Source organism: Kitasatospora sp. NPDC051853 (assembly GCF_044452665.1).
Lineage (GTDB): Bacteria > Actinomycetota > Actinomycetes > Streptomycetales > Streptomycetaceae > Kitasatospora.
On sequence record NZ_JBITBY010000018.1, the window covers coordinates 1 to 26,973 of the forward strand.

Below are 26,973 nucleotides of genomic sequence, written 5' to 3' on the forward strand. Positions count from 1 at the left end.
CAACCTCACCACCCTGTACGGCAACAACGCCGCGGTCATCGGCGGCGACATCGACATGATCCTGCCCGGCCAGGTCCTCAGCATCTGACCCGACCGTCGGTAACACACGACGAAGCCTCCCTCCACGGACCCCGGTCCGTGGAGGGAGGCTTCGTCGTACCCGTGACGTGCACCCGGATGAGCGTTACCGCGGTCGCCCGCCGGGCCGGGGTCTGTGCGGCCGGGCGGGCGTCGCCAGTCCCCCAGCGCGGGCCAGCACCGCAGCTGTTGTCGGATGGTCAGGAGGAGCGGGCTTACGGCTGCTGACGGCGCACCAGGTAAGCCGCGCGAGGGTAGCGGGCGCTCGCCGCTCCTGGCCGTCGTGGTATTCCCCGGTGGCGGGGGTGGTGCTGGTGGGTGTCCACCCCCGGTGACGGTCATCATCTGGGTTGGTCGGCTTGCTGGGCAGCACGCCGTGCTCTGCCTGGCCAAGGACCGCCGCTGAGCGGCCTTCCCACGCGGACGGGCGTTTCGTCGCACAGTGGGTGTGACGAAACGGTGGGGATGGACGGGCCGGGGGTTGGGTGGACCGATCCGGATCGGTGGCCGGGTGGCGGAGGGCGGCCCGGTGGGGCTGCGGATGGGGCCGGTTTCGGTGACTGTGGGCAGCTTCCGGCCGAGGCCCACCTCGGGCTTCCGGGTTGTCCGGGGCCGGGTTGGCTTCGGGGTGCTTCCGTGAATTGACGACCGGTCAGGAACGCGCTCCCTTTTCCGCGCCGGATTCACCCCGGGATTCGCTTTCCGCGCTCGGTGTTCCGCCACGGCCTCCCGGCCCGCTCCGGTCTTCCCGGCTGGCCGCCGCTCCGGTTCTGGCGCTCTGCTCCTGGCCGTCGTCCTGGCTGCTGGGAGCAGCCGCTGCTGCGCGCCCGTTGTGGCCGCAGGTCGCCCGCGTCGGGGATCAGGAGGAGGAGTCAAGGGGTCTGGTGGTTGGTGGGTTCAGTGGTGGTGTTGGTAGGGCCATTTGCGGATGGGGCCACCTTGGCGGGTGGGCCAGGTGAGGGCAAGGACAAGGCGGTTGGTCAGAACGAAGTATCCGGGGTGGACCCAGCCGGCTCTCTTGTCGAGGGCGCCGGGGCCGCCATCGCCGTAGAGGTGGTCGCGCAGGGCGTCGTAGGCGAACCCGCCTCCTACCAGCAGCAGGGGCGCGGTGAGGGCCGCGCCGATGGTGACACTCCAACGCATGGCGGTCATCAAGCGGGGGTCGGTTTTCATGGCTTCAGCATCCCGGGGCCGTCAACACCCGCTCGGCTTGGTCGTCGTGGTGCTGCTGGGCTGGGCAGGAGCGGGTCCGTCAGGGGCTGCTGGTCGGGGGGCCGGGCGGGTCAGATCTTTGTGGGGAAGTTGAGGTCGATGCTGATGTCGGTGGTGGGTGCGTGGTGGTGGATGGCGGCGAGGAGGGCGGGGGTGTTCAGGCGCCAGCCGTTGACGGCCCTGCTGGCGGCGACCAAGGCGGCGGGCTTGCCGACGGCGGCCGCGCCGATTCGGCTGCGGCCGCCGGGCAGCGGGGGCAGGTCGGGATGGCGGTGCAGGCCGACGTACGGGAGCTTCTTCGCGGAGTACTGGATCCACAGTTCGACGCCGGCTATCTCCGACCAGGGGACCAGGACGGTGGTGGCCCGGTAGCGCAGCGGGGCGCCGCCGAGCAGGACGCCGGTGGCGTCCACCCGGAGGGCGACCTTCTTGCTGATCGCGTTGTAGGCGATGACCGTGCCGCCGCCGCCGAACAGCAGCAGGGTGAGGATCTGGAGCCAGACCGTGGTCTGGGACGGGTCGATGAGGAACGTTCCTGCGGTCATCAGCACGGCGATGGCCAGGACGGCGGCGTTGCGGGCGCTCCAGCCGTGGCGGGATTCGTAGATGGTGTCGGTCTCTTGCACGGGCAGGAGTGTGTCAGCCGGCGCGTTCGGACGACACAGCGCCCCGGCTGGGCCCGTTCCTGCCGCCAGTTGCCGCTGGCCGGGTGCTGTTGCCCGGGGCGGGGCGTGTCGCACCAGGGGTGGTGTCCCGTCGTTGACGTGCGGCCGTGACCGGTGCCCGGCCCCGCTGTGGTGCCTGCTGTGGGGCCGTCAGGCCTCGGCGCCAGCCCCGCTCGTAGGCCAGCCCCCCGTGCGGCCGCAGGCCACCCTCTAGGACCAGGAGGACCGGGTGGCGGTGCCGGTTGCGCCCCGCTCCCTCTCGGCTCCGGCCAACAGCCTCTTCCGCACCGGAGCGCTGCCTTCGGTGCTGTCCCGGCCCGTTGCTGCTGACGACCGATCAGGAGGGTGGCCTGGTACGCCACCTGCCCGGTGCCTCGAGCTCTCCGCCCGGGGGAGCGGACGCAGAGCGGATCCGGCGGTGGCCGCCTCGGCAGGCGAGGGGCTGGCCGGAACCTGGCCGGGTTCGGACTGAACGTCGACCTCGCCCCGGTGCTCGACGTGTACCGGGCGCCCGGCAACTTCATCGACCTCCGCGCCCGCTCCTACAGCCACGACGCCTCCGTGGTCACCGAGTTGGGCAGTGCCTTCACCACCGCCCGACAGCGCACCGGCGTCGCCGCCACCGCCGAGCACTTCCCCGGCCTCGGCACCGCCGGGCGCAACCAGAACACCGACACTCGCCCTGTCACCCTGCGGGTACGTCTGGCGCGGTTCCACCTTGCGCACCCCGCGTCCCGTTCTCCTCGGCCGACCCGGGCCGGGCCGTGACGGTGCGGGAGGCGGGGAGGGCGGCAGGGGCAGGACGGGGTCAGCGGCGCAGGGCGACGGGCAGTGCCTCCAAGCCGCGCAGCATCATCGTGTTGCGCCAGCGCAGGTCGTGCTCCTGGCAGGCCAGGGTCATTCCGGGGTAGTGGGCGAGGAGCGCGGCGAGCGCGATCTCGGTCTCCAGCTTGCCGAGCAGGGCCCCGAGGCAGCGGTGGATACCACCGCCGAAGGCGAGATGGCCGGCGTCCTGGCGGTCGAGGACGAGGCGGTCGGGGTCCTGGAAGCGCGCCGGGTCGCGGTTGGCCGCGCCGAGGGACAGCAGCACGAACTCGTCCTGCGGGATCTCCACCCCGCCGACGTCCACCGGCTCGGTGGTGAAGCGGGTGGTGGCCATGCAGATGGGGGAGTCGTAGCGCAGGAACTCCTCGACGGCCCCGGGCATCCGGGTGGGATCGGCGCGCAGCCAGGCGGCCTGCCCGGGATCGCGCAGCAGCGCGAGGCAGGAGGTGCCCAGCAGGTTCACGGTGGTCTCGTGTCCGCCGATCAGCAGCAGGGCGACCATGCCCACGATCTCGTCGTCCGTCAGTTCCCCGCGCTCGCGGGCCGCCAGCAGTTCGGTGAGCAGATCGGCGGGACGGTCGTTGCGGCGGATGCGCCGGTCGGCGATGGCCAGGACGTACGAGCCCATCTCCTGGACGGCTCGCCGGAACGCCGCGTGGTCGCCTTCATGGGTGACGATGGCGGTCGACCAGTTCCGGTAGAGGTCGCGGTCCTCGGGCGGGAAGCCGAGCAGTTCGCAGACGACGAGGATCGGCAGCGGGAAGGCGAAGTCACGGACCAGGTCCACCGTGGCGGTGGCGGTGGTGGTGAGGGTTGTGCGGTGCGCGGCTGCCGCGTCCAGCCCGTCGAGGAGTTCGAGGGTGATGCGCTCGACCATCGGCCGCATCGCCTCGACCCGCTTGCGGCTGAACGCCGCCTGGACCACGCGGCGGAGGCGGGTGTGGTCGGGCGGATCGCTGCTGAGCATGTGGGTGATATCGGTGCCCAGGTTGACGCCCTCGAACCGGCTGTCGGCCAGGGCCTGGGCACGCCGCGCGTCCTGCGCGAAGCGGCGGTCGGAGAGCGCGGCCCGGACGTCGTCGTAGCGCGGGATGATCCACAGCCGCAGGCCGCCGTCGCCGTGCAGCACGGAGACCGGGGCCGATTCCCGCATCCTGGCCAGGGTCGGGTACGGGTCGTTGAGGAACGTCGGCGGGTTCTGGCGCGGTTGCGTCGGCCCGGACTCGTCCGGCCGGTGCTCCTCCGTCCGGGGGCTGTCCGTCCGGGGTGTAGCTGTGGTCATGATGTTTTCCTGTCCTCACCGGCACGGCCGGCGCCGCGGCGGGGTGCCGGGCATGGCACCCCGCTACGGCGCTGCTGGGGCTCACTGCAGAGGCGACTTCTCCTCCGTGTTCTTCTCCGTGCGGGTGGTGCAGGCCCGCGCCGGGCCGTTCGGCCGGACCGGGACCGCCTTGTCCAGGGCGACCTGGTCGTGTGGCGGAATGATGATCCCGCGCTCCCGCTCGGTGGCGCTGATGGGGTCGACGCGCAGTCCGTGACGCTTCATGGGGTTGACCTTTCTTCGGTGTGGTGGACGGGGTGGTGCGAGCCGGTCCGCCCGCTGTCGCGGCGGTCGGCGGTTCTGGGGGAGGCGCGCAGCGCGTCGTCGGCGTAGCGCACCATGGCGGCCCAGGCGGCGGCGTGTCCGGCCGGGTCACGGCCCACGTCGTGTCCGCCGCCGAGCCACCGGACGCGGTGCGGGACGTCGCGGCGCCGTAGCGCGGCGAGATAGCGCTCGATCTGTTCCGGAGGGCACTTCTCGTCGTCCGCGGAGGCGGCGATGAAGAGCGTGCCGCGTACGCGGTCCACGTAGGTCATCGGGCAGGCCGCGCGATAGCGGTGCGGCACCTGCTCGGGGGTGCCGCCGAAGAGGCGGTCGTCGACCTCCCGCAGCGCCGGCGTCGTCGCCCGGTACGCCGCCGTGTAGTCGGCCACCGGGGCGACGGCCAGCCCCACGTCCCACAGCCGGGGCTGGACGCCCATCGCCAGCAGTGTCAGATAGCCGCCCCAGGAGTAGCCGCACAGGCCGGTGCGGCCCGGCTCCGAGACTCCCTCGTCGATGAGGTGGCCGCGCACCGCGGCGAGGTCTTCGAGCTGGGCGAGGCCGACCCGGTGGCCGAAGTCGTCCCGCCAGCGGGGGCCGTAGCCCGTCGAGCCGCGGTAGTTGGTGCGCACCACGGCGAATCCGGCCCGGACCAGGGCCTCGGTCCGGGCGTCGTAGGCGTCCCGGTCGTGGGTGTGGGGCCCGCCGTGGACGAGGAAGACCGTCGGCCAGGGGCGGTGGCCCGCCCTGCGGCCGGGCGGGGTGGCCACGAAGCTGTGGATCTGCCCGTACGGCCGGCGTGTCCACAGCTCGCGGCGCCCGGATCCGGTCGTTCCGCCGGGCACTGTGCCGCGTGACGCCGTCGTGGAGCGGCCGGAGTGGCCGGAGCAGTCGGGACGTTCCGAGCGCTCCGGGCTTTCCGGGTGGCAAATCAGTGGCCGGGGCGGTTCGCCGTCGCGGCTCCACAGGCAGTGGACCGTGCGGTCAGGCGCGCAGGAGAAGTCGATGATCGTGCCCTCGGGCGTGGGAAGCACCGTCGTCGTACCGCGGTCGAGGTCGGCGCGGAGCAGGCGGCTGCGTCCCGCCTGGTCCTGCTGGACCAGCGCCGTGCGGCCGGGCCCGTACCAGCAGGCGGTGATCTCGGTGTCGAAGTCGAGGGCGGAGCCGGGACCGTGCGTACGGATCCCCTCGCCCTGCCGCCAGAAGGCCAGGGTGTAGCGGCCCGCGCGTTCGAGGACGAGCAGCAGTTCCGGCGGTGCGGTGGTGAGGTCCGGGCGGAAGCCCAGCGCCCACACCGCGCCGCCGTCGCCGTCCCCGGCTGCGCCGGGGATGGTGTCCACGAGGTCGCCGGAGGCCGGTGACCACAGCCGGACCGCGGCCGGTCCGGTCGGGCACCCCGCGGTGGCCAGCAGCCGGCCGCCGGGGGCCAGGCCCACCACTGCCGCGTAGCCGGGCTCCTCGGCCACCAGGCGGGCGTGCCCGCCCGGCCGGCCGAGGTAGTGCCGCGAGCGGTCCGCGACCCCGACGCCGACGGCGGCGAGGCCGTTGCGGGGGTCGAAGGCCAGGCCGTGCATCCGCCCGGCGGGTACGCCGTCGAGCGCCGGGTGCGGGTGGCCGCCCTCGAACGGCCCGCGCAGCCAGCGGCCTTGACCGCCGGCAGTGTCGTCGAACCACCACAGGCCGTGGCCGTCCGGCTCGATGGCGGCGGTCTCCACACCCAGTGGTGCGGTGGTCGCCTGGCGGCGCTGACCCGTCGTCAGATCCCAGGCCACGATCTGCGGTAGACCGTCCACATACCGGGTCTCGACCGCTCGTCGTCCGTCGCGGGCGGCGAAGGACGGGACGTGCACCGCCGTTCCGATACCGCTGCTCATCGCCGTCCCTCCCTTCGTCGGTGTCCGCTTCCGCCGCCGGCGGCCTTGGCTCTGCTGGGCTCCGACGGCCATCACACTGCCGGACGGGCGGGCTGCGGGGCAGGGAAGAAAGCGCAGCGGCACCGGCGGTGAGCCACTGCCGGTCCTTCCCTGGCACCGGACGGTGGGCGGGCGACAGGGTGCGGGGGCGGCCGCACGGCCGGGACCCACCGAGGAGAGAGGGGCGACCCGATGACGATTGCGGCGACCCGGCCCGGCGCAGCCCCCGTCCCGCCCGGCGGAGCGCCGAACGGCACGGCGGGCGGCAGGCCGGGCCGTGCGCTGACGGCGGTCTACGTCGCGGGCGCGGTGACGGCGTTGGGCACCCAGATGACCATGCTCGCGCTGCCCTGGCTGGTGCTGGAGACCACCGGCTCGGCCACCCGGGCGGGCCTGGTCTTCGCGGCCCAGGTACTGCCCATGGCGCTGCTCGGCTTCGCGGGCGGAGAGGTCATCCAGCGCCTGGGCGCCCGCCGGACCATGGTCGTCTCCGATCTCGCCCGCGCTCCGGTGGTGGCGTCGATCCCGCTGCTGCAGACCCTGGGCGCGCTCAACCTGGCCGTCCTCGTGGCGATCGTCGCGGTGCTCGGGGTGCTGGCCGTTCCGTACCACGCGGCACAGCGGGTGCTGGCGATGGAACTGCTGAGCCCGCACGCCCGCTCCCTGGCCCGCGCCAACAGCGCGCTGGCAGGTGTGCACAACGGCTCGGCGTTCGTCGGACCGGCGCTCGCGGGCGCGCTGATCCCGCTGGTGGGGACCACCTCGGTGGTGTGGCTGGACGCCGCCACGTTCGCCTTCTCCGGGTTGTTGCTGCTGCGCCGCGTCCCGGCAGGGGCCGGCGGGGCCGGCGGGTCCGCGGCCGGGCCCCGCGGCCTGTGGGCGGGGGTGCGGCATCTGTGCGGCGACTGGTTCCTGAGGCGGGCGATGCTGTCCACCGTAGTGTTCGGGCTGATGCTGCGAACCCTGATGATCACCATGCCGGTGCTGGCGTTCGTCCGGTTCGAGGGGGACGCCAGGGTCGGCGGCCTGCTGATCGCCGTCGATGGCGCCGGTGGCCTGGTGGGCGCAGTGGCCGCCTATGTGCTGGCGACACGGGTCGCCCCCGTACGACTCGCCTGTACGGCCCTGGTCTGCGTCGCCCTGCCCCTGTGGACGCTCCTGGTGCCGGTGCCGGCCGGTGTGCTCGCCGTCGCCGTCGGCCTGTCATCGGCCGCCGCGCCCCTGGCGAACGCGCCGCTGATGGGCCTGCTCTCCGCCCGGCTGCCGGACGGCTTCGGGCCCAAGGTGCTGCAGGCCGTGGTCACGATCAGCGCCCTGTCCGGGCCGCTGGGCTTCCTGGCCGCGGGCGTCGTGCTGGACCGGGCCGGTGTCGCGGCGACCCTGTGGGGCGTCGCCGCGCTCGCGACGTTCGGCAGCGGCAATCTGATCCTGGCCCTGCGCCGCCTCCAGGCCACCAGGGTCGTCCCGGACTGACCTGGTCCTCCGGGGTGACCCCGATGGACGGGGCGCACGCGGCAGCGGAGCTCACCAGAAGTCCTCCTCGCGGTACTCCGCGTCCGAGCCCGCCGCGTCGACCTGCTCCGCATCGACGAACTCGGCCACACGGAACTCGACCGTCTCGGCGCCGAACCGCTCTCCCAGGTCCTCACCGGACGCGAGGAGAAGAACAGCGTCGCCATCGCCTCGAACGAGCCGTTCGGCGGCTGGACGAAGACCTTCACCGACCCCCGCCTCCGTGCGGCCATCGTCGACCGCCTCACCTTCAACGGCAGCGTCATCGAGACCGGCACCGACTCCTACCGACTCGCCTCGACCCGGGCGCGGGCCGAAGCACCAGCCGAGGCCTGCTGACCGCCACAGGCGCCGGGCTGACGACCTGCCAACTCCCGCCCAGGCGACGGCTCGTCGGTCCGAGATGCTCCAGTAGGCTGCGCTGGCCATGGATACGCACGCCGAACCCGAGCCGCGCCGGACCGACGCGGCCACTTCCGGTCCGCCGATCCGGCAGCTCTTCCGGGACGTGATCGCCGACCGTCTGCCGGGCCGCAGGCCACCCCAGGCAGCGATGCTGTTCGACGCCGAGATCGACCCCTCCTGGGACGACCGGAGCTTCCTCGGCGACTTCTACAACGAGATCCTCCACCAGGACACCTGCCAGCTGGCCACCGCTGACGGTGCCGTCCTGCTCGCGGCCCTCGCCGTCGACGACCGGGTTCCCGCCTGACAGCGGTTCCAAGCCGTCCATCTGCTGGTCAGGGCCGCCACCGTTGGCGAACGCCACCTTGCTGAGACCTGGCCGAACACCTCTCAACACGCCGATCCCGACAGCGAGGCCCGGGCCCGCAGCGCGGTCCAGGCCCGCACCCCGGATCTGCTGAACCGCTGGCTGGCCGAATGCCCCGCGGTCCGGCTGGCCCTCGCCGGCCTTGCCGTCGTCTTCCCCACCGACCGCACCCTGCCCGCTTTGACACCGCTCAGGAGCTCAAGGAGATCCGGGCCGCCTGTCCGCACCTCGATGCCGCTGCTGGGCACGTCCGTGATTTCGCCGCCATGCTCCACGACCGACGCGGCGACTTGCTGCCCGAGTGGATGACCCGGGGCCTGGCCGACGACCTACCCGCCCTCCACCCCCTGGTCGCCGGCCTCCGCCGCGACCAGGACGCCGTCGTCGCCGGACTGTCCAGTACCTGGAGATCGGGCCAGGTCGAAGGCCATGCCACGCGAATCAAGCTCCTCAAGCGCAAGGGCTATGGCCGCGCCAACCTCGACCTGCTCAGTCGGCGCATACTCCTCGCATTCTGACTCAGTCCGCTCCCGATCACGATCGCACCCCTCGTGCCGCGCTGTCGGACACATGGGCGAGGATCTGCGCCATGACGGTGACTGCTGTTGACTACCTGTGGTTCGAGGACAGATTCCCAGACCTGGCCGAGGCGTACTGCTTCACGCTCGTGAACGACCTCGCGCCGTCCGAGCTGCTGCAACGCCTCAACGGGGAAGAACACCCCGCGCTGACCGGAGTGACAGCAGTTGTCGAGGCCGCCTACGACCTGGACGACACACAGCAGTTGATCGCGATGATCGCCATCGGCTCATGGACCTTGGTGATCGAGCCGAACGGCTATATCGGTGTCAGCGAGGAACGGGCTTTGCCGGCCTCCGCAGGAACCACCTGGATCTCGCACTTCTGCAACATCAACGGTGTGGACTCATTCCTCTGGGCCGAGGACGCCACGATGCGCTTGGTCTTCGAGCCGATGTTCCCCGATTCCCGGTGGGGCAGCACCCCCGATGACCAACTGGAGACGATGCGCCGCGTCGGCTTCCACTTCGGCACCGAAGAGACGGAGATCGACCAGTCAGTGGCCGCAGCCTTCGCCCTCGCGAACGTGATGACCGAAGTCCGTCTGACACCAGAGATCCTTGAGACAGCCACATTCACCTGCGGGTCCGTCAAGATCCGTTGAGCGCAGCAGGACCTTGCCCATCGAGGTTCGCCGGCGACAAGGGCCCGCAACTTTAAGGAAGGGCCACGAACGCAACAGCCAGTGACGACCGGTCGCGAGTCGATGCCGAGCACGGACCCGTGGGCGGGGCGGTCTCGGCCGGGTCGGCCCTTGGGGCCAGGGCGGTGCGGTGGCCGAGCAGCCAGGCGCCGAGGCGGCGGCCAGCTCATTGCCGTTCGGTTCGGCGGCCGGGGAGGTGGTCGTGAGGTGGTGAGTGCGAGGTGGTGGTCATCGCCCAAGCGATCGGCGATTGCGGCGTCAGCCCTCCTCTGGCATATGCCAGAGGAGGGCTTTCTTTCGTTGCACTACCGTGACATAACGCTATGGAGTCATCGCTCTCGAAACGTGCTGGAGCCTGCTGCAGCGAGCCGCAAGTCGATCACTCTTGGTGGCGGCCAAGTGTCGGATTCCCGGCAGAAGCGGGACGAGGGGGGCAACTGATTTCGCTTGCCTGGATGGGAAGTATGCGAAAGGCTCAAGCGGTGCCGGGCCGCCTCAAGCGCCCGGCCTCAATCTGTGGGCTGGGGGGCCCGCGGTGCAACGCGGACCCCCCTCCTCGTCATATCGATGCGCTTTGGGAGGACATCATGACGAAGACCGCGACCCCTGTGAGCGGGGTGCGTAAGACGATGGTACGGCTCGGTATCGCAGCTGTGTTGGCGGCTGTTCCGGTCGCGACCACCATCGACGCGCAGGCCGCCCCTGCTCAGAAGGGCGACCACCAGCTGAAGCTGCCCTCGACCGGTGGAGCGGCCGCCCAGATCAACGACGGCGCTGCCACCCCCACGGGCAGCATCCAGCCCCTGGTCAGTACCCAGCTGAGCAGCGGCACCCTCTCGTTCTGGTCCGAGAACGGTGCGAAGCACGGCCAGTCCTACTACTCGGCTCTCACGGCCATCCAGTACAAGAAGAACTCGGGCGGCCAGATCATCGCCAGGTTCGCGTACGAGGAGGGTGGCAACACCCACTGGGACCAGGGTGCATTCACCCAGAACGCCGGTGAGACCAAGAGCTTCAGCTGGGGCTTCGCCCCGCTGCCGGCGAACTGCAGCGCGATCGGCAAGATGTGGGTCTCCGGGCAGCAGACCTTCCAGACCCCGCCGGACCACCCCTGCTGAACCCGACAGGTTGAACCTCCCCTGGGGAGGGCGCGAACTCAGCTCGCGCCCTCCCCAGGGCACTACCCGACCGCGTCCCGGAAGACCGATGATCGAAGCGATTTTCTCCTCAGCTCCCGCACTCGTCCCCGTCTTCGCCGTCCTCGGCCTCATCTTCGGGACGGTGGCTCTGCGCCGGGCTCGGGCCAGACAGTGGCCGCAGGCCGCCGCAGTGTTCTGGGGGCTGTCACTGGCCGGTGAGGTCGCGGCGACCCTGACACCGACCACCACCGGCTCCTCCGGGCGGACCTGCTCGATCGGCAGCGGGGTGTGGGACACCGCCACCACCCAGCAAGGGCTGATGAACATCGCCCTGTTCATACCCCTCGCCTTCTTCGCCACGGTCGTCCTGTGCAGGCCGCTGACCGTGCTCGCGGCGTGCACGGTTCTCTCCGTCGCGACCGAGCTGTGCCAGACCCTGTTGGGCACCGGCCGCTCCTGTGACGGCGCGGACTTCATCGACAACGCACTCGGCGCGCTCATCGGCACGGTTGCCGCGGTCCTCTGGTCGTGGCTCCGCTCCCGCAAGGCAGGGTTCGGGCGCCGGGACGTCCTTCACGGCCTCACCACCGTCGGCATCGGCCTCGCCGCCGCCACGACCGTCGTCTGGCTGCGGGTACCGCTTCACCGCGACGCGGCCGGCTTCGGCGCGACCTCTTCGGCCGACGAGATCGAAGTTCCCCAACGCATCGCCGACCAGCTCTTCGGCCCCGGTACCCAACTGCAGACCACCCGCCTGACCGCCACCCCCGAGAGTCCCCCACAGCAGGTCCTCGAGGCCGCCACCGATCGCGGCCAGTTCCGCATCGACTGGCCCACCGGACGTCTCCTCATCAGCGCCTCGGCCAACAGCCAGATCGACCCCGGTCCGCTCACCAAGGACCAGGTCCTCAAGGTCGGCACGGACTTCGCGGCCACCTGGTTCTCCGAACTCACCCAGGCAGCCACCCCGACCCTGACCTCAACCGACAGCGCAGGTGGCGCCTACATGCTCACCTACCGTCGGTACAACGCCGACAACGTCCTGATGCCGATGCGTCTGGACATCACCGTCTCCACCTCCGGCAGGGTCATGGCGTCATCCGCACGTTGGGAAACCGACCCCCAACTGCCACATCCCACCGTCACCGCCGACACAGCCAAGCGACAGGCCGTCTCCGCCCATCCCGGTTCCCGTGCCGATACCACGTTCCTCCTGGCCAAGAAGATCGACGGCCAGTGGCGGCTTTGCTGGGCAGTCAACATCGTCAAGCCCGGCGAAAACCAGGCCACGGGCACCGTCGAATTCATCGACGCCGTCACCGGCCAACCGGTGGCAAAACAAGGCTGACCGTCCGCAGATACGTCGGTCTCACCGGTAAGGGCGGCGACGATCGTGGCGGCCGTCGCGGCCGCCAGCACCTGCCGTCGCGGCTGGTGACGTGCTCATGCTCCCGCTCGGCGGCGGCATCGGCCTCGGTCAACGCCGGCGGCTCGCTCTCCCAGCAGGCGCGCAGCTGGTCAGCGATGGGGACGGCCGGGGCGAGGGCGGCGGTCAGGTCGGGCCCGTGGGGTGGGTGCTGACGGTGTGTCAGGTGGGTGCGCGGGCCGTGAGGGCGTCCCGCCACCGTCCCGCCGCAGGGCTTGACGGACGAGAACTGACGTCGTGCCATGAGAGGACAGACCGTGACGGGGGGATGACACGATGGCGGCAGAGGGACATGACGGACCCAGTGGCGAGCCCGAGAGCCACGATGAGGTCCCGCAGAACAGCACTCCGAAAATCCCACCCGGCAATGACTTCGCCCATGTGGCTTGGATCGTCCTGGCTCTCATCGTCTTCGGGCTGATCTTGACCGCGGCATCCGGATCCGGCGATTGCTCTGCCAACTGCGACGGCAACACGGGACCCTTGTGGCACTGATCACCGAGTGTGCCGGGGGCACTTTTCGGCCTCACGCTCACCCCACGCGGACGCGTTGCCTGCTGGCCGTTGTAGATCCCGCCGGGAGTGTGCGCTCGAACCGGTCATCTACGGAATCGCGGCAGAGCCGCAATCGCGGATCCTCATCACCCTCGAGCCCCGGACCGGGTCGGTCGGGCCTGGTGGGGGCCGTCGCGGCCGGGTCTGTTCCCGGGCTGCGGGGTGCTGCTGCGCCCGGCGGGGGTGGGCCAGGGCTGGGACGGGGGCCCAAGGGGTGTCCCGCCGTTGTCTCACCCCGCCGTTCATGTCCGTTGTGCTGGGACAGTCTCAGGCCATCCCGAGGCGGGAGCGTTTTCGGTCCAGGCCTGGGACGGGGCCGGGACGCACCTCGGGGGCGGTGACCTCTGCCAGGTGACCTTGACCGTTTGCCATGCGATCTTGACCACCGCCGAGTTCCTGCCATCTGATCTTGACCGGCGGTGGGGTTGCCGTGCGGGCGTAGATTGACCAGCGATCAGTTGGAGCTCAGTCCTTGGGGGAGGGTGCCGTGATCGGGCGCGAGGAGCGGTCGGAGTGGAGCGACATGAGCGTCGCCGAGGGCGGTCCCGACGATGTGCTGGACTTCCTGGCGATGTTCCACGACCACAGCTCATGGCTGGTCCCGGTGCAGTACGTCAACCTGCTCGAAACGCTGGAGTGGGAGGAGTCCCCGCCGATCGTCAAGCAGGTGCTGCGCCACGTCCGGGACGGACAGGTGCGGATCTGCCGGGACCTGATCAGCCGTATCACGGGCGGCTCCGTGCTGACTGACGAGGCTCCGGAGTTCGCTCCCGCGGTCGAGGAGCCCGAGCTCTACCTGCACTTCCTGGTGACCAGGGTGAGGTTCCGGCAGTTCAGCATGGCGGCCCTGGTCGCCGATGCCCGGGCCGAGGCGGCCCGCCGTGGTGCACGGCTGCTCCGGACGCACTGCTGGGCCGGTGAGGACGGCCGCGTGGTGCGCGAGTACGAGGAGTTGGGCTTCACCGCGGCCTTGGAGTTCGAGGAGCTGCGGTCGGACGGGTCGCTCTGGCCGGGCTGGGTGCTTCAGGCCCGGGTGTGAGCGGGCGGTCAGACTCACCTGTCAAGCGGTCAAGATCACCTGTCAGAGGACAGGCGGGGGCGGTGCGGTTGTCGGTTGCTGCCCTGGCACCCTGCTCGCATGGATGACTTCGTTGGTACGCAGGCCCCGATCCGCCGACTGACCGATCCTGCGGAGGCGGTCGCCGCATTGGAGAGTGCGGTTCCGGGCCTGGTGGCTCTGCGTCTGCCAGAGCCCAGGAACGTCGACTGGCGGCTCGTGGAGGCCGGCCTGGGTACTGCCCTGCCGGAGGACTTCAAGCTCCTTCGCGAGCTCTACCCGACCTTCGGCCTGGGAGACTTCCTCGGCTTCGGTGGACCGGAGCGCGGCCACGAGCAGCGCTGGGTGGAGGGTGCGCGCGGATCGCTGGAGGATCTGGAGGAGTTGTGTTCGGAGGTGGACCTCGCCGTGCCGTTCCACCCTTTCCCCGCGCCGGGCGGGTTGCTTCCCTGGGCCGGTTCGAACCAGGGCGACCTCTTCCTGTGGGCCACCGATCCTGCCGGGCCGCAGGAGTGGACGGTCACGGTCGCCTCGCGGAGGTCGGCCTGGTGGCACTACACCGGCGGAGCCGTCCAGTTCCTCGCCGACCTGGTCACGGGCGCGGTGGAGCCCTGGGCTCTGCCCAGGGTCAGCCCCGACATCGCGCGATGGTGATCGGAGCCGACCCGCCCGTACAGCGGGCAGCCGCTCTGCTGGGCGGCTGCCGCACCCACGCGGTGGCGCCGGCGGTAGCGCACCTTCAACCGGTCAAGATCACACGGCAATCGGTCACGATCACCTGTCAGAGGACACTGTCCCGTCTCATCGAAGTTTGATCACCCGCGCCGACCAGCGGAAGGCTGTCTGTCCTCGTTCGTAGGATCAGCGCCATGCCTGATGCCTTCACTGTCTTGTGGACCCATGACACGTGCCGTGCCCTGCGCAAGGAGGGCCGCGTGGGCGAGCGGCCGCCGGTCGCCTATAGCGGCGTCCATACCTCCCGGCCTGCCTGGTCAGGGGCCCGTGCGGGGGACGAGGTGTACGCGTTGCACGTCAACCGGTACGAGGTGTTCGTGGTCAGCCGGATGCGGGTGACCGACATGGAGCGGCAGGACTGCTGCGGCGCGGCTCCCGCGTCGTGGCAAGACTCGGGGTTTCCCGGGCACGGTGACTGGTCGATGCTCGGTGCCGACGACTGCGGGGCCACGGCGGTGCACGTGGACGCGACACCAGTGCGCTTCGATGTGCCTGTGCCCGGCGAACTCCTGGAGCGGCTCACCTGGCGAAACCGCCGCGGTCAGACCCGCGTCCTGAAGCACGTGGTGGACGGCCGCCTTGAACGTTCGATCAGCCTCCAGGGGTTCTACCGTCTGACCTCCGAGTCGGCCGACGAGCTGGCGGAGCTGGTCGACGGTGGTGATGCCGCCACGTGATGCCGCCCGACGAGCGGACAGCCCGGGCGGTCGAATTTCGGTGAGACGGGACAGCGGACTACCGGCTTGGGGCGGCGTTGTCGATGGCGGCGATCAGGTGGGCGTGGACGGCTTCGGCGGCGTCGCGGGTGGCCGGGTCGGGGTCGTCCAGCTGCGGGGCGATGAGGGCGGCGGCTGCGGCGAGGACCGGTACCGGCACGGTCGCCGAGCGCAGGTGCAGGAGCTGGGAGGCGGCCTGCTCGGCGGGGGTGGCGTGGGTGCGGGTGGTGGGGATCAGGGCGTTGATGCCCCGAGGCTGGGTGGTCACGTGATCATTCTCCCGGCGCTGGGCGGGTGCCGGTTGTCCGACGAGCGATGGGCACAGAAGGAAGGCGTCGGCTACTGGGACCACGGCGTCTGCACCAGGTGCCGGACTGACGCCGACCGGCAGGCCCGGGAGAGGGCCGAGCGTACGCGGGCCGCCGCCGAAGCCGCAGCGGTGGCAGAGGCAGCGGCGGTGGAGGCGGTGAAGCGGTCCAGCCTCTGGTGGCGTCGGGGCTGAACGTCGTGGTTCCGGCCGCGTGGGGGCAGGTGAGCCGACGTGCTGGGGTGGGCACAGGAGATGGGGTGACCACCTCTTCGTTCAGTACCTGGCGGGCCCGCTGCCGGCGCCCCCGCACCACCACCTCCGCGACCGGCACCCTGCCCGCCTCCGCCGCCGGAGGTGGGCGGGCACCGGCCGCACCGGGGCGGCCGTCCGGGTGCTGCCGGATCTGGTCCGGTGAGCCCCGCCTGCCGGGCAGGACGGTCGTGCGCACGGACCGGCACCACCCGGCCTGCCAGGTTGACCGGTGACCGCGCCGACCCCGATCCGGGTGTGCGCGATCCTGCTCCACGACCACCGCCTGGCCCTGATCCGGTGTGAGCGACCTGACGGTGTCCAGCACTCCCTGCCCGGCGGCCTCCTTCAGTCCGGCGAAGCCCCGGCCACCGCCCTGCACCGCGAGGTGCTGGAGGAGCTCGGCCTGGACCTGGGCGGCCTGCCCGAGCCGCCGGTGCTGCGCTTCGTCCAGGAGCAGCAGAGTCGGCGGCCCGGCGAGGCGACGCCCTTCCGGCGGCGGCACCTGGTCTTCACCGCCGCCCTGCCCAGCCAGCTCTGCCGGGCCGTGGCCGCTGTCGAGCTGGACGACCCCGGCCGGGCGCCGGTGGTGTGGGCGCAGCTGACCGTTGTGGGTCCGGCCGGGTGAAGGCAGGTGAGTCAGTGGGGGCGGGCAGCGGCCGCGTCAGGACGCTTGTCCGGGCCCGCCGCGCGGCGAGCGTCTCGTACTCCACCACGGTCTGGAGCCCGTGGTGACGGCCACCCCCGACTGACGGCTGTCGGCCCGGCGACGACGATGTCGCCGGGCCGGCAGGACGCGCTACATGGACGCTGGAAGTGCGCCCCGGACGGTGCAACGGCGCACGCCGGAACGTGGCAGAGTCATGGCCAACGCCACCGTCCGGGCGACTCGGGGCCATCGCCAGAACGCCACCCACAGTTCGTCACCGCACTTCGCGGCCCCCTGACCGAGCGGGACCAACCTCCGGTTCCTCCACCTGCTGCATCCCGGTGAGGAACCACTGAGCAGCTGCTGAGCGTTGGTGTTGTCCGCGGACAACACCAACGCTGGTACGGGGCGGTCCCGTCAGGCCGTCCTGCGAAGGGCGCAGAGCGAGGGCGGCGCCCTGGCGAGGATCGCTCTGATCTCCCGCACGGCGCCTTGCGGACGCCCAAGAAGGTGAGGAGAGCGCGTCCGGGTTGCGTCCAAGGCCTTCGCGTTGCGGAGGAGCGCGGCGAGGGCCACCTCGACCCGGTCTCGCGCGGCAGTGTTGTCGGACTGCGCGGTGATGTGCCCAGCCACGCACCGTGGAGCTCACCGACAACTTTGAGCTCTCCGGGATCAGGCTGGGCACGACCATCGTCCTGACGGGCTGTCACGTGCTGGGCGCGATGGCCCCGGTGCACATGAAGCAGCCACGCGAGACGCCGCTGCCGAGCGCGGTCACCATCGGCTACGACGACACCGGCAGCAAGCCGCACTGACCGGTCGTCACGGGCGTGGGCGTCGGTGCGGGTCCGGTCGGTGTGGGCGGGTGGGCTGGACCGGTGAGGGTCGGGGCTTTCGCGGTGGCGCGGCATCCGGTCGGGTGGTGGAGGGCTGGACGGGGGTGTGCGGGGGGATGCCGTGGTCGGCCGTGTAGGCGTTCAGGGCGTCGTTCAGGGCGTCCCATTCGGCTCTGGCGAGGGGGTCGGCCGGTGCGGGTCCGAGGGGGTCGGCGGTGGTGATGCGGTGGCGTACGCGCCAGTGGACGCAGGAGGCGATCAGCCGTGTGTGCAGTTGCCTCTCTTGGGCGTTGCCTGCTTCGGGTGCGGGGATGGTGCTTGCCCAGAGGTACGGATCGGCACGGCGTGGCTGGGAGAGGCGGTCGTTGACGGTGGCTGCGAACGCTGCCGACGGCCCGCTCCTGGCAGCGGGTGTGCGTGGTTCAGCGGCGGGGAGGTGATCGTCGATTCCGTTGACGTCCCGCCAGACCTTGAGGTGGGCAGCCGTCTGTTGCCAGAGCTGTCGCTTGCGCTCACGGGTCGGGTCGGGCGGACTGCCGAGGAACCGTGCCCACGGGGGAGGGGCTTCCGCCAGCCCGACGCCGAGGAGGTCGAGGAGCCAGCCGATCTCCGCTTGACGTTCGATCAGGTGCTCCTTCCAGTCGTCCGGGGTGAACGGGTCCGAGATCGCGTCGGTCGGGCAGAGCCAGGCGGGCGGCAGCCGGTGGTCCGTGGGAGGCGTGGTTGTGTTTCGATCGGCCCGCAGACGTACGGCCAGTGCCCAGTACCGGCGTGCGGACGCGGCCGAGTCCTCGTCGGCCGATCGGAGCGCGCGTCGGATCTGCCGCGTGGAGGGTATCGGTCCCAGCCCGGAGAGGAGGCTGCGCTGCGCGTCCTCGCGGAGGTGGTCCTGACGGTCCATCAGGGCGCGGAGCTGTTGCTCGTCCTCGAGCGACTTGAGACGTCGTCTCTCGGCAGCGCCGTTCAGGTAGGCCGAGCCGTCCTTGGTGTGCTGCCGCTGACGTCGGGTGGCGCGTCCGAGTTCGGGGGAGGAGAGGCTGCCGTGCGGGCGGTTGGACCAGGCCGGGTGGCTGCGGCCGTTGACGGTCACGGGTGTCGGAGTGGTCGCGCGCTTGCCCTGGGCTGACTCGAGGGCGGTGCGTGCCGCGATCTCCCGCGTGCGTGTCAGACCATGGAGGACAGCGTCCTGTTCCGCATTCCAGGGAGACCGGCCGGGCGAATCGGGGGCGGTCGTGGCCAGGCGGTCGATGTGGTCCGCGAGCGTCGGTGCGTCAGCGGCCGGAGTGGCGTGGTGGGCGAGTGCCATGACCTGCCATGGCAGCAGCCCTCGCCGCTCGGCGCGCCTCACGGCGCCGGCCACCAACGGATGGATGGTGATGCCAGGTCCCGGTGTGCCGAGGACGTACTGCAGCGCAGCGCCGTAGCGGGCTTCGTCGGCGCGCCGGGCCACGTCGGCGTACTCGGCGGCGAGCCGGGGGATGTCCCGGGAACGGCGCTTCTCCGCCCTGAGGGTCTCCAGGGCGCCGGGTACCTGGTCGCTGCTGGCCGCGATCCGGCGCAGGACCGAGTCCGCGGATTCACGGGCGGCGACTGCGACGTACAGCTCGTTCCCGTGACGGCCGCGCGTGGCGCCGACGTAGGCGGCCTCGCGGGAGGTCGTGGAGGTCAGCACGGTGTGGGAGACGTCGACGGTCATGCCCTGCGAGCGGTGGACGGTTGCCGCATAACCGAGTTCGACATGGTGGGCGAGGTACTTGGCCGGGAGGGTGAGGGTGCCGCGGTGGCGCGTGTGCCGGACTCGGGCGCCGCCACCGGGGGTGTAGCCCAGGATCGTCCAGGTGTCGCCGTTCTTCACGAAGTCGCGGCCGGACAGGCAGGTGAGCTGCCGCGCGTTGCGTCGTGTGACGATGGTTTCCCCGACGTGTGCGCGGGTGCCGTCGTGGAGTCGTGCATCACGCTTTCCGGGGACGAGGGTGTCTTGGGCCGAGAGGGCTTGCTGGGCACGGAGGTTGAGGGCTTTGACGAGGGACCGGGTCGGGGCCGCCAACACCACGTTGCGTCCGGCCGCCCGGTCCTTGGACCACGCGGCGAACGCCGCGTCCAGGACGGCCTCCTCGTCTCCGCTGTGAATGCGGCCGTTCTCCCGGTACCACCGGAACGCTTCCTCGGCCGAGCCGTCGCGCAGCACCAGGGAGGCCTCGGCCTCGCCCGGGGTGGTGAAGCGGTGAACCCGTGTCAGCTGCACGGCGTGGCCGTCGGCTTGGAGCAGGCGCAGCGCTCCGCCGGCCTCGACGGCGGCGAGTTGCGAGGGATCCCCCACGAGTCGGACGTGTGCGCCCACCGCCTTGGCGCGGTCCACGATGGCGGCGAGGTGGAGGGTGGATGCCATCCCGGCCTCGTCGACGACGATCAGGTCGCCTCGGCGGAGGGGCGGGGCGGGGAGGGCGAGCCACCGGTGGACGGTGTCGGCGTTCTGCCCGAGCGCTTCGCCGAGCACGCTGGCCGCGCGGGCGGACGGGGCGAGTGCGACCACCTGACGCCCTTCGGCACGGACCGCCTTGGCGGCGAGCAGGAGCGCCGAGGTCTTGCCGGCGCCCGCCGGGCCGATGGCGGCCGACAGCAGCCGGGTACTGGTGGCGAAGTCCTTGGCCATGGCGGCCTGACCGTCGTCGAGCTTGCCCCGGTGGCGGCGCCGGTGCGCGTCGAAGCGTCCGGCCGGGCACGACGGAGCGATCCGGGTACGGGCGGCCCTGAGGAGGCGCCGTTCCGCGGCGAGGACCGCCGGTGTCGAGAAGACACGGGACTCCTGGTCGCGGTAGACGCTCGAGCCGTCAGCCCGAGTGAGGGGAGGGAGGCTCCGTGCCGAGTCAGGAGCACCGAGTTCGACGCACAGCCGGTCCAGCGCGAACCTCAGGACCGGCTCCGCCCAGCGGGCCGGGTCGGCTCTACCGTGCGAGGCGCGGGTGATCTGGCGGAACACTTCGGCGCGGACGTGCCGCAGACCGAACACCGCCCGGTGGGTGGAGACGGCCTCCACCGTCGCGGCCGCCACCTTCGGTACGTTGAGCCGTGAACCCGGGTCGCCCGCTGCCCCCAGGCGGCGAGCGGCGGCCGTCACCGCCTCGACCAAGCCGTCCACCAGGGCCGGGCCGAGCGCGGCCGTCACCTCGGACCGCCAGCGGGCGCGCAACTCGGGCAGCCCGAGCGCCGTCTTCTTGGCAGGGCGGGTCTCCAGCGTCGCGCGCCGTCGGAGCCTCACCCGGGCGACCGAGGACGGCTCGTGGCCGTGCCGTGCTCGGTACATCTCCAGGAGCCGGACCAGCCGGTCCTCGATGGCCACCGAGCGCCTCGCCGTGACGGCGAGCAGCCGCGCGTCCACGCCCGCGATCTCCGTGACCGGACGCAGGCCGTCCTCCCGAGGGCGCTCGATGGCGGCGGCGTCCAGCGCCGCGCAGACGTGGTGAAGGACCTGGGCGTTGTAGTACTCGGAGGCCGCCACCATCTGACCGAGAAGGTGACGTGCGTCCAGCGTCCGCCACTTGCCGTCCGCTCGTAGAACCCGGTTGGCGATCAGCACGTGATCGTGCAGGCCAGGATCACCGGCGCGCGAATCGAAGTGACGGAACCTCACCCCGACCAGACCCGTCGTCACCCGCTCCTGGACGATCCCATTGCGTCCGCCGCGGGTGGCCAGCGCGTTCTCCTCCACCCACACCAGCGTGGCCGCCACCGCGTCGTCCTGCGCCCTTTCGATGGTGAGCCGAACCTTGTCCGAACACAGAGCCCACAGCTGGCTCACGCTCGACGGCGGCTGCAGCACGGCGTGGAACCCCGCGACGGGCTGCCTGGTGGACGTGCGCCGCGCCGAGGTCTTGCGATCCTCGCCGGAGACGTTCTGCTGTTCCGGCCGCTGGGCGCGGGAAGCGGCGGAGACGGTCGAGGCAGCGCCGGCGAGGCCGAACCTGTAGAAAGCCGTCCCCAGCTGCGCCGCGGCCAGGGCGCCCTCCGCGGTCATGCCGGACCGGATCGCCTCGTCGACGAGGGCATCCGCGCGGGGGTGCAGGCCCTCCCCGAACAGGGCACGTAGCTGAGCCTCCGTCACCTCCCCCTCGACACCGAGAAGGCCGACGGCGCTGCCGACCCAGACTCCGGCCGGCAGCCCTGACTCGAGCTGATGGACACTCAGCGAGCATCCACGGGGACGTTGCTGATCACCTGAGGCGGTCTGGGACTCGAAGTACAGGTACCCGTCTCCCGGGGTCATCGTCTGGATCTGCAGCACTGATCCACCTCCATCCTCGGGCCAGGATGGAAGAGGTGTTCGTCAGACCGGGCACTCGGTGGCGGTCACTTTCCGCACTGCGGGACAACGCCCTCGAAATCGCTGCAACTTCCCGCTCAGCGGAAAGAACACCGGCTCGTCCTCGCCCGCGATCGGCCCCAGCCGATCCACTGGCTCGCGGGACAGGGACGAGGCCGCTGAGGATGCGGCCGCCTGTGCTCGCGCAGAGATGAGGGAGAGGACACATGACGACAACGGCCAAGCCGCGTAGGACTGTCAGGATGGTCGAGGCCCGCAAGAAGGCACGGCTGTTGAGCGCCAGGATCGTCGAGCGCCAGCAGGCACTCCTCGACGCTGCGGAGGGCTTCTTCGTCGCGCGGGAAGAGATGGACGACCGGTTGGTGGCCATCGAGCGTCGCATGGCGGAGCTGGTGGCCGAGGCGGACCGGGTCCGGTCGGAAGGCGACAGGGAGCAGGCTCGGACCGTGGCTCGGATGAGCGAACTCGGTTGTGAGCGAGCCGAGATCGGTGAGCGCCTCGGGATCGGTCGGGGTGAGGTCCGACGTCTGTTGGCGGTGGCGGGACCTGGTGCGGAGGGTGAGGGTCCGGTCGGTACGGCCCCGGCCCCGACCGCTCGGTCAGGAGGCGGGCCGGTGAGGGAGCAGCCTGAGCCGACCCTGTTCGACAGTGCCGGCGGCTGATGGCGAGGCGCGGGTCGGTTCACTCTCCGGGACGAGGCTGAGGGGAGCCGGGATACCTGAACCGGAAGCCGCTGGGTGGGCTTGAGCAAACCAGCGCGTCCCTGCTCTCGTCAGCTGCCGGGGAGTTGGCCCGGAATGGTGCCCGCTCCGTGCGAGTGCCGTGGACGGGAATGCCGGGTGCACCGACGCCTTTTGGTGCGGGGCACCCGGCCTGTACCGACGTTCTCCTGGTTGTCAGGTCGCGATCTCCGAGCTCACCGGCGTCGGTGGCTGAATCTCCGTGAGTTCGGTGGCGCGGGCGGCCAGGAGCGAGGACAGCAGGGGGTAGTGGCCACGGGCCACGGCCTGGAGCATCTCGGCCGGGGTGACGAGTTCGCCGATGCGGCGGGCGGACGTGTCGAGTACATCGGCGAACTCGGACTGCACGCGCACGGCCGCGAAGGAACCGGAACGCGAGCATCACGCAGGCAATGCGCGGGGGTTCGGAGTTGGTCAGCGTCGCCGGATCATTGCGGTGAGCCGGGGCGAGTCCGGTGATGGCTGCTGGGCGTTGAACGCTTGGTAGCCCCATGCTTCGTAGACGGCCTGGACCTTGCCGTCTCCGGCGAGCGGGTTGACCATCAGGGTGACGCGGTCCTCGGTACGACCGGCCAGCAGGTCGTCGTGGATGCGGCGGGCGGTTCCGGTGCCGCGCCATGGGGTGCGGACGCCGATCTCCTTGATGACCAGTACCGGGGTGTCGGTCAAGCCGTCGGGCAGGGGCTCGGTCATGCGCTTCCAGTACCGGTCGCTTGCCTCGATGGTGTTGCCGTAGGCGTACCCGGTCGGTGTCTGGCCGTCGTAGCCGAGGACGAGTTCGAAGCCGGGCTCGGTGGCGTGCCGGTCGAGGCGTTCGGCGAACGCGTCCACGCGGTAGTTCGGCAGGTGCAGCAGGGGGGCCCGCACGTCCGCGTACACCTCCAGCAGGTCCTGCCGGGTCTCGGGCGTCAGGTCGCGGTGGTGACGGAGTTCGACGGTCACGCGGTGGTCCTCCAGGTGTTGTGCGCGTACTCGGCCCAGGTCAGGTCCGGACCGGTGCCGGCGGCCAGGCTACTGAGCTTGGCGCCGAAGGCGGCCAGCATGCCGCTGACCCGGGGGTGGGCGGAGACCTCGGCCGGTACCGACATGGCGGTGGCGACGGCGGACTCGTAGGCGCTCTGGCCGAGTTGGGCGTGGGCGAGGCGGACGGTGGTGATCGCATGGGAGCGTTGCATGGCGCCTCGGCGAAGGGCGAGGCAGCGGTGGGCGTGGGCTTCGGCGTTCTCCCAGTTTCCGGCCGCCAGGTGGGCGGCGAGGGCGAGGGAGTCGAGTTCGGCCTGGTCGTAGAACGCGGTGATCCACACGGGTCGGGACGCTGCGGCGTCGGCGCGCTCCAGGCCTTCCTGGGCGTGGCCGAGCAGGCGGTGGACGGCGTTGGTGTCGCCGGTGAGGCCGTGGATGGCGGCGTGGCGGGCGTGTCCGAGGGAGGCGAACAGCGGGTCGCGGCGGGCGATCGGCAGGCTGCGGGCGACGTCGTTGGCGGCGAGGGCGTCGCCGGGGCGGCCGAGGTGGCGGTAGAGGCTGCCGGCGTGCGACCAGATTCGGAACTGGATGGTGGAGTCGCCGGACATGGCGGCTGTGGATGCGGCCTTCTGATGGTGCTTCAGGGCTGCTTCGAAGCGGCGGCCGTCGATCGCGGCCCACATCGCGGATGACATGAAGGAGGCCGCGCAGGCGTACAGGGCGGCGCGGATGCGCTGGGATGCGGTGCCGTGCTCCTGGAGGGCGAGGGCTTCGTCGGCGAGTTGTACGGCCCTGGTCTCGATGCTGACCCGGCCACCGTGGCGGTGGTCGCTGGCGATGACCTCGGCGAAGCGCGCTTCCAGCCGCTGGATGTCGGCGGTGCCGATCCGGCGGGGCGCGGCATTGGCCGGGCCGTGGGCGAGGACGGCCGCGGCGGTCCCGCCGGCGCCCGTGATGAAGTCGCGTCGCCTCACGTCTGCCTCCGGTGTGGTGCGGGCCCGGCCTGTGGGGAGGAAGCCGAGCTGTTCGGGCGTGCAGTCGAATACTGCACTGAGCGCGACCCGGATCTTGCCCGGGGGCCATCGGGTCGCACCGGTCAGCCAGTTGTGGACCGTGCGCTCCGATACGGTGCCCGGCTTTCCCGTGAGGATCTTGATTTCGGCGTTCACTTCGCGCGCCAACTCGGCCTTCGTCATGCGGCGTTCAGCCATCCTGCTGCGCAGGGCGATATTGGCCACCATGCGGCCAACGTAGCCGTGCCATCACCTGATGTGCAGGGCTTCGGGTCATGGGACCGTCAAGTTTTCCGGTTGGTGACGGGCCTACGGGCAGTGAACTTTGCCTCACCACCGTGGAGTTGGAGGCCGTTCACTGGATGAGCACCGCCGCCGGACGTCCCCTCGGTGGCCGCTTTTCCTGCCCTCTGCTCTGGAGTCCGCCATGTCGTATTTCTCCTCCAGCTGTCCCGGACGCGCCCCGGCCGCCGAGCTGCCCCACCGGGACTGGTCGGCGTGACAGGGGAGGTGGCCGTGCTGGAGCCCAAGGCGGCGCTCGCCGAGGTGAGCGCGGAGCTGCCCTACGAGCCGGGCTCGGCGGTGCGGGCCCGGCACCTGGTCCGGGCGACGCTGACCGGTTGGGGCCTGGACAGCCTGGTCGACGATGCACTGCTGGTGATCTCGGAGTTGGTCAGCAACGCCGTGAAGACCGGCTGTCGGCTGGAGATGACGGTTCGGATCATCCGTCTGACGGCCGTCTCGGTGCGGGTCTCGGTGACGGATGGCTGCCGTGTCCTGCCGGTGCGGATCGAGGCGGACGACAGCGAGGAGTCCGGTCGTGGCGTCGACCTCGTCCACCAACTCACCGAAGGCCGGTGGGGTGCCGCTGTGGAGTCGTTCGGCAAGACCGTCCACGCCGACCTGCGAGTCGGGAGGAAGCCGTGACGGGCCGGCACCGCGGCCAGGTCCGCGACCCGATCGCCACCGTCCTGCAGGTGGTCTGGATGAGTGGCCACATCGTCGTCCTCGGCCTGCTCGGTGCCGTGGCCGACCACCAGCTCACCGGCGACCCGCTGCCCGAGATCGCGGCCTCGGCGCGCGACGCCGCATCACCGACACCGTCCCTCTGACCCTGCGAAGGAGCCCGCACGATGCAGACCCTGGCCCGCTACCGGCGCCGCATCGCCCGCCGTCCGGAGGCGTACGTCGTACAGCCGGACGGCTTCTGCAACCTCAACTGCACCTACTGCTACCTCCACAACCGCAACCGCCGCACACCGATGCCCATCGAGGTCGCCGAGGCCATCGCCCGCTCGGTCGCCGAGCTCGCCGACACCGCCTCACCGAAGCCGGTCGAGATCATCTGGCACGCCGGTGAGCCACTGGCGATCGGGCGCCGGCGCTTCGCCGAGCTGCTGGCCCCCTTCGAGCCGCTGCGGCAGGCCGGACTGGTCGAGCACTCGGTGCAGACCAACGCCGTCCTGCTCAACCCCGCCTGGTGCGAGTTCCTGACCGAGTACGGGTTCCGAGTCGGGGTGAGCATCGACGGACCGGCCTCCCTCAACCAACAGCGCGTCGACTGGGCCGGGCGGCCCGCGTTCGACCGGATCATGAAGGGGATCACCTGCCTGCGCGAGAACGACGTGCGGTTCGCGGTGATCGCGGTCGTCAGCGCGGAGAGCGTCGGCGATCCCGAGGGTCTGCTGGACTTCATGGCCGGCCTCGGCTGCCACAGCGTCGGCCTGAACATGGAGGAGACGGAGGGCGTCAACACCACCCGCCCGGTGCCCACCGTCGAACAGGCCCGCGAGTTCTGGCGCCGTACCATCGCCTGGTCCCGGCAGCACAAGGAACTGACCGTCCGGGAGGTCGACCGCCTCGGCGGCTACCTACGGGCCGCCCGCTCTGGTACCCCCGCGGCCTGGGACGAGCTGCTGATCGACCCCATACCGACCGTCTCCTCCGCCGGGGACGTCGTCCTGCTCTCGCCCGAGCTCGCCGGGATCAAGGACCCGGCCTACGAGGACTTCCGGGCCGGAAACGTCATGGAGTTGAGCATCGGCTCCATGCTGGAGCGCGCGCACGACCTGCGGTACGTGCGCGAGTTCCTGACCGGCCTGGACGAGTGCGAGGCCACCTGCGAGTTCTTCGGTTTTTGCCGAGGGGCCCAGGCCGGCAATCGCTACTTCGAGAACGGCCGCCTGGACACCACGGAGACGAACTACTGCCGCGTGTCCAGGCAGGCCCTCATCATCGCACTGTCCGATACCGTCCGAGAGGAACAAGCCGCATGACCCTGCTCGAACTGCTGGCCACCACCGACGCCCCGGTGATCGCCGACCTCACCGCCGGCACCCTGACCGGCCCCGCGGTCGCCAAGTTCGACAACCGGCCGACCTGGGACAACCCCACCCCCCAGTTCGACAACCGGCCCACCTGGGACAACAAGAAGTAGCACCACCTGAACCACCCGGGCCCGCACCCAGCGGTGCGGGCCCGGC

At 71.2% G+C, this 26,973-nt stretch carries 27 protein-coding genes and 1 pseudogene; 18 read left to right on the forward strand and 10 right to left on the reverse strand.

From position 1 onward, the window contains the following. Positions 1–975: 975 nt before the first annotated feature. On the reverse strand, positions 976–1,251 hold the full coding sequence (locus ACIA8O_RS36735) for a hypothetical protein (RefSeq protein WP_396298408.1): 276 nt from the start codon (positions 1,249–1,251) through the stop codon (positions 976–978). A 110-nt stretch (positions 1,252–1,361) separates the two neighbouring features. Further along, a complete protein-coding gene (locus ACIA8O_RS36740) occupies positions 1,362–1,916 on the reverse strand; it encodes a hypothetical protein (protein ID WP_396298409.1) in 555 nt (184 codons plus the stop codon). Positions 1,917–2,444: 528 nt separating this feature from the next. Between ACIA8O_RS36740 and ACIA8O_RS36745 the strand changes: the two genes are divergently transcribed. Beyond that, positions 2,445–2,723: a glycoside hydrolase family 3 N-terminal domain-containing protein gene (locus ACIA8O_RS36745; protein ID WP_396298410.1), complete on the forward strand. Its 279-nt coding sequence runs from the start codon at positions 2,445–2,447 to the stop codon at positions 2,721–2,723. Positions 2,724–2,763: 40 nt separating this feature from the next. Here the strand turns inward: ACIA8O_RS36745 and ACIA8O_RS36750 are convergent, their stop codons facing one another. The 3 genes from ACIA8O_RS36750 to ACIA8O_RS36760 form a co-directional block, all read right to left on the reverse strand. Next, entirely contained in the window at positions 2,764–4,062 is a 1,299-nt protein-coding gene (locus tag ACIA8O_RS36750) for a cytochrome P450 (protein ID WP_396298411.1), read from the reverse strand. Between the two features lie 81 nt (positions 4,063–4,143). Next, positions 4,144–4,326 (reverse strand): hypothetical protein, encoded by a 183-nt coding sequence (locus ACIA8O_RS36755; RefSeq protein WP_396298412.1) that lies wholly within the window; start codon positions 4,324–4,326, stop codon positions 4,144–4,146. Continuing rightward, entirely contained in the window at positions 4,323–6,236 is a 1,914-nt protein-coding gene (locus tag ACIA8O_RS36760) for a prolyl oligopeptidase family serine peptidase (RefSeq protein WP_396298413.1), read from the reverse strand. Before ACIA8O_RS36760 ends, ACIA8O_RS36755 begins: the two co-directional genes overlap by 4 nt. A 231-nt stretch (positions 6,237–6,467) precedes the next feature. Here ACIA8O_RS36760 and ACIA8O_RS36765 point away from each other — a divergent pair, with 231 nt between their 5' ends. The 10 genes and pseudogenes from ACIA8O_RS36765 (at position 6,468) to ACIA8O_RS36810 (ending at position 15,370) form a co-directional block, all read left to right on the forward strand. Next, positions 6,468–7,748: an MFS transporter gene (locus tag ACIA8O_RS36765; protein ID WP_396298414.1), complete on the forward strand. Its 1,281-nt coding sequence runs from the start codon at positions 6,468–6,470 to the stop codon at positions 7,746–7,748. An 84-nt stretch (positions 7,749–7,832) separates the two neighbouring features. After that, a pseudogene (locus ACIA8O_RS36770) lies at positions 7,833–8,126 on the forward strand (ATP-binding protein); the annotation flags it as partial. 88 nt (positions 8,127–8,214) lie between these two features. Beyond that, positions 8,215–8,499 carry a hypothetical protein gene (locus ACIA8O_RS36775; protein ID WP_396298415.1) on the forward strand — a complete coding sequence of 95 codons (285 nt, stop codon included), beginning with the start codon at positions 8,215–8,217 and terminating at the stop codon, positions 8,497–8,499. Positions 8,500–8,825: 326 nt separating this feature from the next. Next, positions 8,826–9,077, forward strand: coding sequence for a transposase (locus tag ACIA8O_RS36780; protein ID WP_396298416.1), 252 nt, complete (start codon positions 8,826–8,828; stop codon positions 9,075–9,077). 71 nt (positions 9,078–9,148) lie between these two features. Continuing rightward, positions 9,149–9,742 carry a DUF6461 domain-containing protein gene (locus tag ACIA8O_RS36785; protein ID WP_396298417.1) on the forward strand — a complete coding sequence of 198 codons (594 nt, stop codon included), beginning with the start codon at positions 9,149–9,151 and terminating at the stop codon, positions 9,740–9,742. 695 nt (positions 9,743–10,437) lie between these two features. Beyond that, positions 10,438–10,899 carry a hypothetical protein gene (locus tag ACIA8O_RS36790; RefSeq protein WP_396298418.1) on the forward strand — a complete coding sequence of 154 codons (462 nt, stop codon included), beginning with the start codon at positions 10,438–10,440 and terminating at the stop codon, positions 10,897–10,899. Between the two features lie 88 nt (positions 10,900–10,987). After that, complete coding sequence (locus ACIA8O_RS36795; RefSeq protein ID WP_396298419.1) at positions 10,988–12,268, forward strand: VanZ family protein; 1,281 nt, start codon at positions 10,988–10,990, stop codon at positions 12,266–12,268. Between the two features lie 1,120 nt (positions 12,269–13,388). Then, positions 13,389–13,940, forward strand: coding sequence for a GNAT family N-acetyltransferase (locus ACIA8O_RS36800; RefSeq protein WP_396298420.1), 552 nt, complete (start codon positions 13,389–13,391; stop codon positions 13,938–13,940). Between the two features lie 99 nt (positions 13,941–14,039). Further along, the gene (locus tag ACIA8O_RS36805) at positions 14,040–14,612 is read left to right on the forward strand and encodes an SMI1/KNR4 family protein (RefSeq protein WP_396298421.1); all 573 of its coding nucleotides are present in this window, start codon (positions 14,040–14,042) and stop codon (positions 14,610–14,612) included. 215 nt (positions 14,613–14,827) lie between these two features. After that, the gene (locus ACIA8O_RS36810; RefSeq protein ID WP_396298422.1) at positions 14,828–15,370 is read left to right on the forward strand and encodes a hypothetical protein; all 543 of its coding nucleotides are present in this window, start codon (positions 14,828–14,830) and stop codon (positions 15,368–15,370) included. Positions 15,371–15,428: 58 nt separating this feature from the next. Here the strand turns inward: ACIA8O_RS36810 and ACIA8O_RS36815 are convergent, their stop codons facing one another. Beyond that, positions 15,429–15,677: a hypothetical protein gene (locus tag ACIA8O_RS36815; protein ID WP_396298423.1), complete on the reverse strand. Its 249-nt coding sequence runs from the start codon at positions 15,675–15,677 to the stop codon at positions 15,429–15,431. Positions 15,678–16,200: 523 nt separating this feature from the next. On the opposite strand from ACIA8O_RS36815, the gene ACIA8O_RS36820 reads away from it, so the two are divergent. Together ACIA8O_RS36820 and ACIA8O_RS36825 are read left to right on the forward strand one after the other, a co-directional pair. Further along, positions 16,201–16,596 carry an NUDIX domain-containing protein gene (locus tag ACIA8O_RS36820; RefSeq protein WP_396298424.1) on the forward strand — a complete coding sequence of 132 codons (396 nt, stop codon included), beginning with the start codon at positions 16,201–16,203 and terminating at the stop codon, positions 16,594–16,596. Between the two features lie 659 nt (positions 16,597–17,255). Further along, entirely contained in the window at positions 17,256–17,432 is a 177-nt protein-coding gene (locus ACIA8O_RS36825; RefSeq protein ID WP_396298425.1) for a hypothetical protein, read from the forward strand. 7 nt (positions 17,433–17,439) lie between these two features. On the opposite strand, the gene mobF is transcribed toward ACIA8O_RS36825, so the two are convergent. Continuing rightward, on the reverse strand, positions 17,440–21,735 hold the full coding sequence (gene mobF / locus ACIA8O_RS36830; RefSeq protein ID WP_396298426.1) for a MobF family relaxase: 4,296 nt from the start codon (positions 21,733–21,735) through the stop codon (positions 17,440–17,442). A 281-nt stretch (positions 21,736–22,016) separates the two neighbouring features. On the opposite strand from mobF, the gene ACIA8O_RS36835 reads away from it, so the two are divergent. Next, a complete protein-coding gene (locus ACIA8O_RS36835; protein WP_396298427.1) occupies positions 22,017–22,436 on the forward strand; it encodes a hypothetical protein in 420 nt (139 codons plus the stop codon). 234 nt (positions 22,437–22,670) lie between these two features. On the opposite strand, the gene ACIA8O_RS36840 is transcribed toward ACIA8O_RS36835, so the two are convergent. From ACIA8O_RS36840 to ACIA8O_RS36850, 3 genes are read right to left on the reverse strand one after another with little or no spacing between them, the layout of a single operon-like run. Then, positions 22,671–22,868 (reverse strand): hypothetical protein, encoded by a 198-nt coding sequence (locus ACIA8O_RS36840; RefSeq protein ID WP_396298428.1) that lies wholly within the window; start codon positions 22,866–22,868, stop codon positions 22,671–22,673. A 60-nt stretch (positions 22,869–22,928) separates the two neighbouring features. Further along, entirely contained in the window at positions 22,929–23,456 is a 528-nt protein-coding gene (locus tag ACIA8O_RS36845; RefSeq protein WP_396298429.1) for a GNAT family N-acetyltransferase, read from the reverse strand. Beyond that, entirely contained in the window at positions 23,453–24,451 is a 999-nt protein-coding gene (locus ACIA8O_RS36850; protein ID WP_396298430.1) for a hypothetical protein, read from the reverse strand. The genes ACIA8O_RS36845 and ACIA8O_RS36850 overlap by 4 nt, the downstream gene beginning before the upstream one ends. 537 nt (positions 24,452–24,988) lie before the next feature. On the opposite strand from ACIA8O_RS36850, the gene ACIA8O_RS36855 reads away from it, so the two are divergent. The 4 genes from ACIA8O_RS36855 to amcA are packed head-to-tail and all read left to right on the forward strand — an operon-like array spanning position 24,989 to position 26,927. Next, positions 24,989–25,417, forward strand: a complete 429-nt coding sequence (locus ACIA8O_RS36855) for an ATP-binding protein (RefSeq protein WP_396298431.1) — start codon at positions 24,989–24,991, stop codon at positions 25,415–25,417. Continuing rightward, a complete protein-coding gene (locus ACIA8O_RS36860; RefSeq protein ID WP_396298432.1) occupies positions 25,414–25,602 on the forward strand; it encodes a hypothetical protein in 189 nt (62 codons plus the stop codon). The genes ACIA8O_RS36855 and ACIA8O_RS36860 overlap by 4 nt, the downstream gene beginning before the upstream one ends. A 21-nt stretch (positions 25,603–25,623) precedes the next feature. Continuing rightward, complete coding sequence (amcB, locus tag ACIA8O_RS36865; protein ID WP_396298433.1) at positions 25,624–26,766, forward strand: cyclophane-forming radical SAM peptide maturase AmcB; 1,143 nt, start codon at positions 25,624–25,626, stop codon at positions 26,764–26,766. Continuing rightward, the gene (amcA, locus tag ACIA8O_RS36870) at positions 26,763–26,927 is read left to right on the forward strand and encodes a multiple cyclophane-containing RiPP AmcA (RefSeq protein ID WP_396298434.1); all 165 of its coding nucleotides are present in this window, start codon (positions 26,763–26,765) and stop codon (positions 26,925–26,927) included. The genes amcB and amcA overlap by 4 nt, the downstream gene beginning before the upstream one ends. Positions 26,928–26,973: the final 46 nt, after the last annotated feature.

Bases quoted from the DNA above. Each gene is read 5' to 3' on its own strand.
- ACIA8O_RS36765 (WP_396298414.1), top strand. From the start codon at position 6,468: ATGACGATTGCGGCGACCCGGCCCGGCGCAGCCCCCGTCCCGCCCGGC.
- ACIA8O_RS36785 (WP_396298417.1), top strand. From the start codon at position 9,149: ATGACGGTGACTGCTGTTGACTACCTGTGGTTCGAGGACAGATTCCCA.
- ACIA8O_RS36795 (WP_396298419.1), top strand. From the start codon at position 10,988: ATGATCGAAGCGATTTTCTCCTCAGCTCCCGCACTCGTCCCCGTCTTC.
- ACIA8O_RS36805 (WP_396298421.1), top strand. From the start codon at position 14,040: ATGGATGACTTCGTTGGTACGCAGGCCCCGATCCGCCGACTGACCGAT.
- ACIA8O_RS36755 (WP_396298412.1), bottom strand. From the start codon at position 4,326: ATGAAGCGTCACGGACTGCGCGTCGACCCCATCAGCGCCACCGAGCGG.
- ACIA8O_RS36750 (WP_396298411.1), bottom strand. From the start codon at position 4,062: ATGACCACAGCTACACCCCGGACGGACAGCCCCCGGACGGAGGAGCAC.
- ACIA8O_RS36835 (WP_396298427.1), top strand. From the start codon at position 22,017: ATGGTCGAGGCCCGCAAGAAGGCACGGCTGTTGAGCGCCAGGATCGTC.
- ACIA8O_RS36735 (WP_396298408.1), bottom strand. From the start codon at position 1,251: ATGAAAACCGACCCCCGCTTGATGACCGCCATGCGTTGGAGTGTCACC.
- ACIA8O_RS36775 (WP_396298415.1), top strand. From the start codon at position 8,215: ATGGATACGCACGCCGAACCCGAGCCGCGCCGGACCGACGCGGCCACT.
- ACIA8O_RS36810 (WP_396298422.1), top strand. From the start codon at position 14,828: ATGCCTGATGCCTTCACTGTCTTGTGGACCCATGACACGTGCCGTGCC.
- amcB (WP_396298433.1), top strand. From the start codon at position 25,624: ATGCAGACCCTGGCCCGCTACCGGCGCCGCATCGCCCGCCGTCCGGAG.
- amcA (WP_396298434.1), top strand. From the start codon at position 26,763: ATGACCCTGCTCGAACTGCTGGCCACCACCGACGCCCCGGTGATCGCC.
- ACIA8O_RS36760 (WP_396298413.1), bottom strand. From the start codon at position 6,236: ATGAGCAGCGGTATCGGAACGGCGGTGCACGTCCCGTCCTTCGCCGCC.
- ACIA8O_RS36780 (WP_396298416.1), top strand. From the start codon at position 8,826: ATGCTCCACGACCGACGCGGCGACTTGCTGCCCGAGTGGATGACCCGG.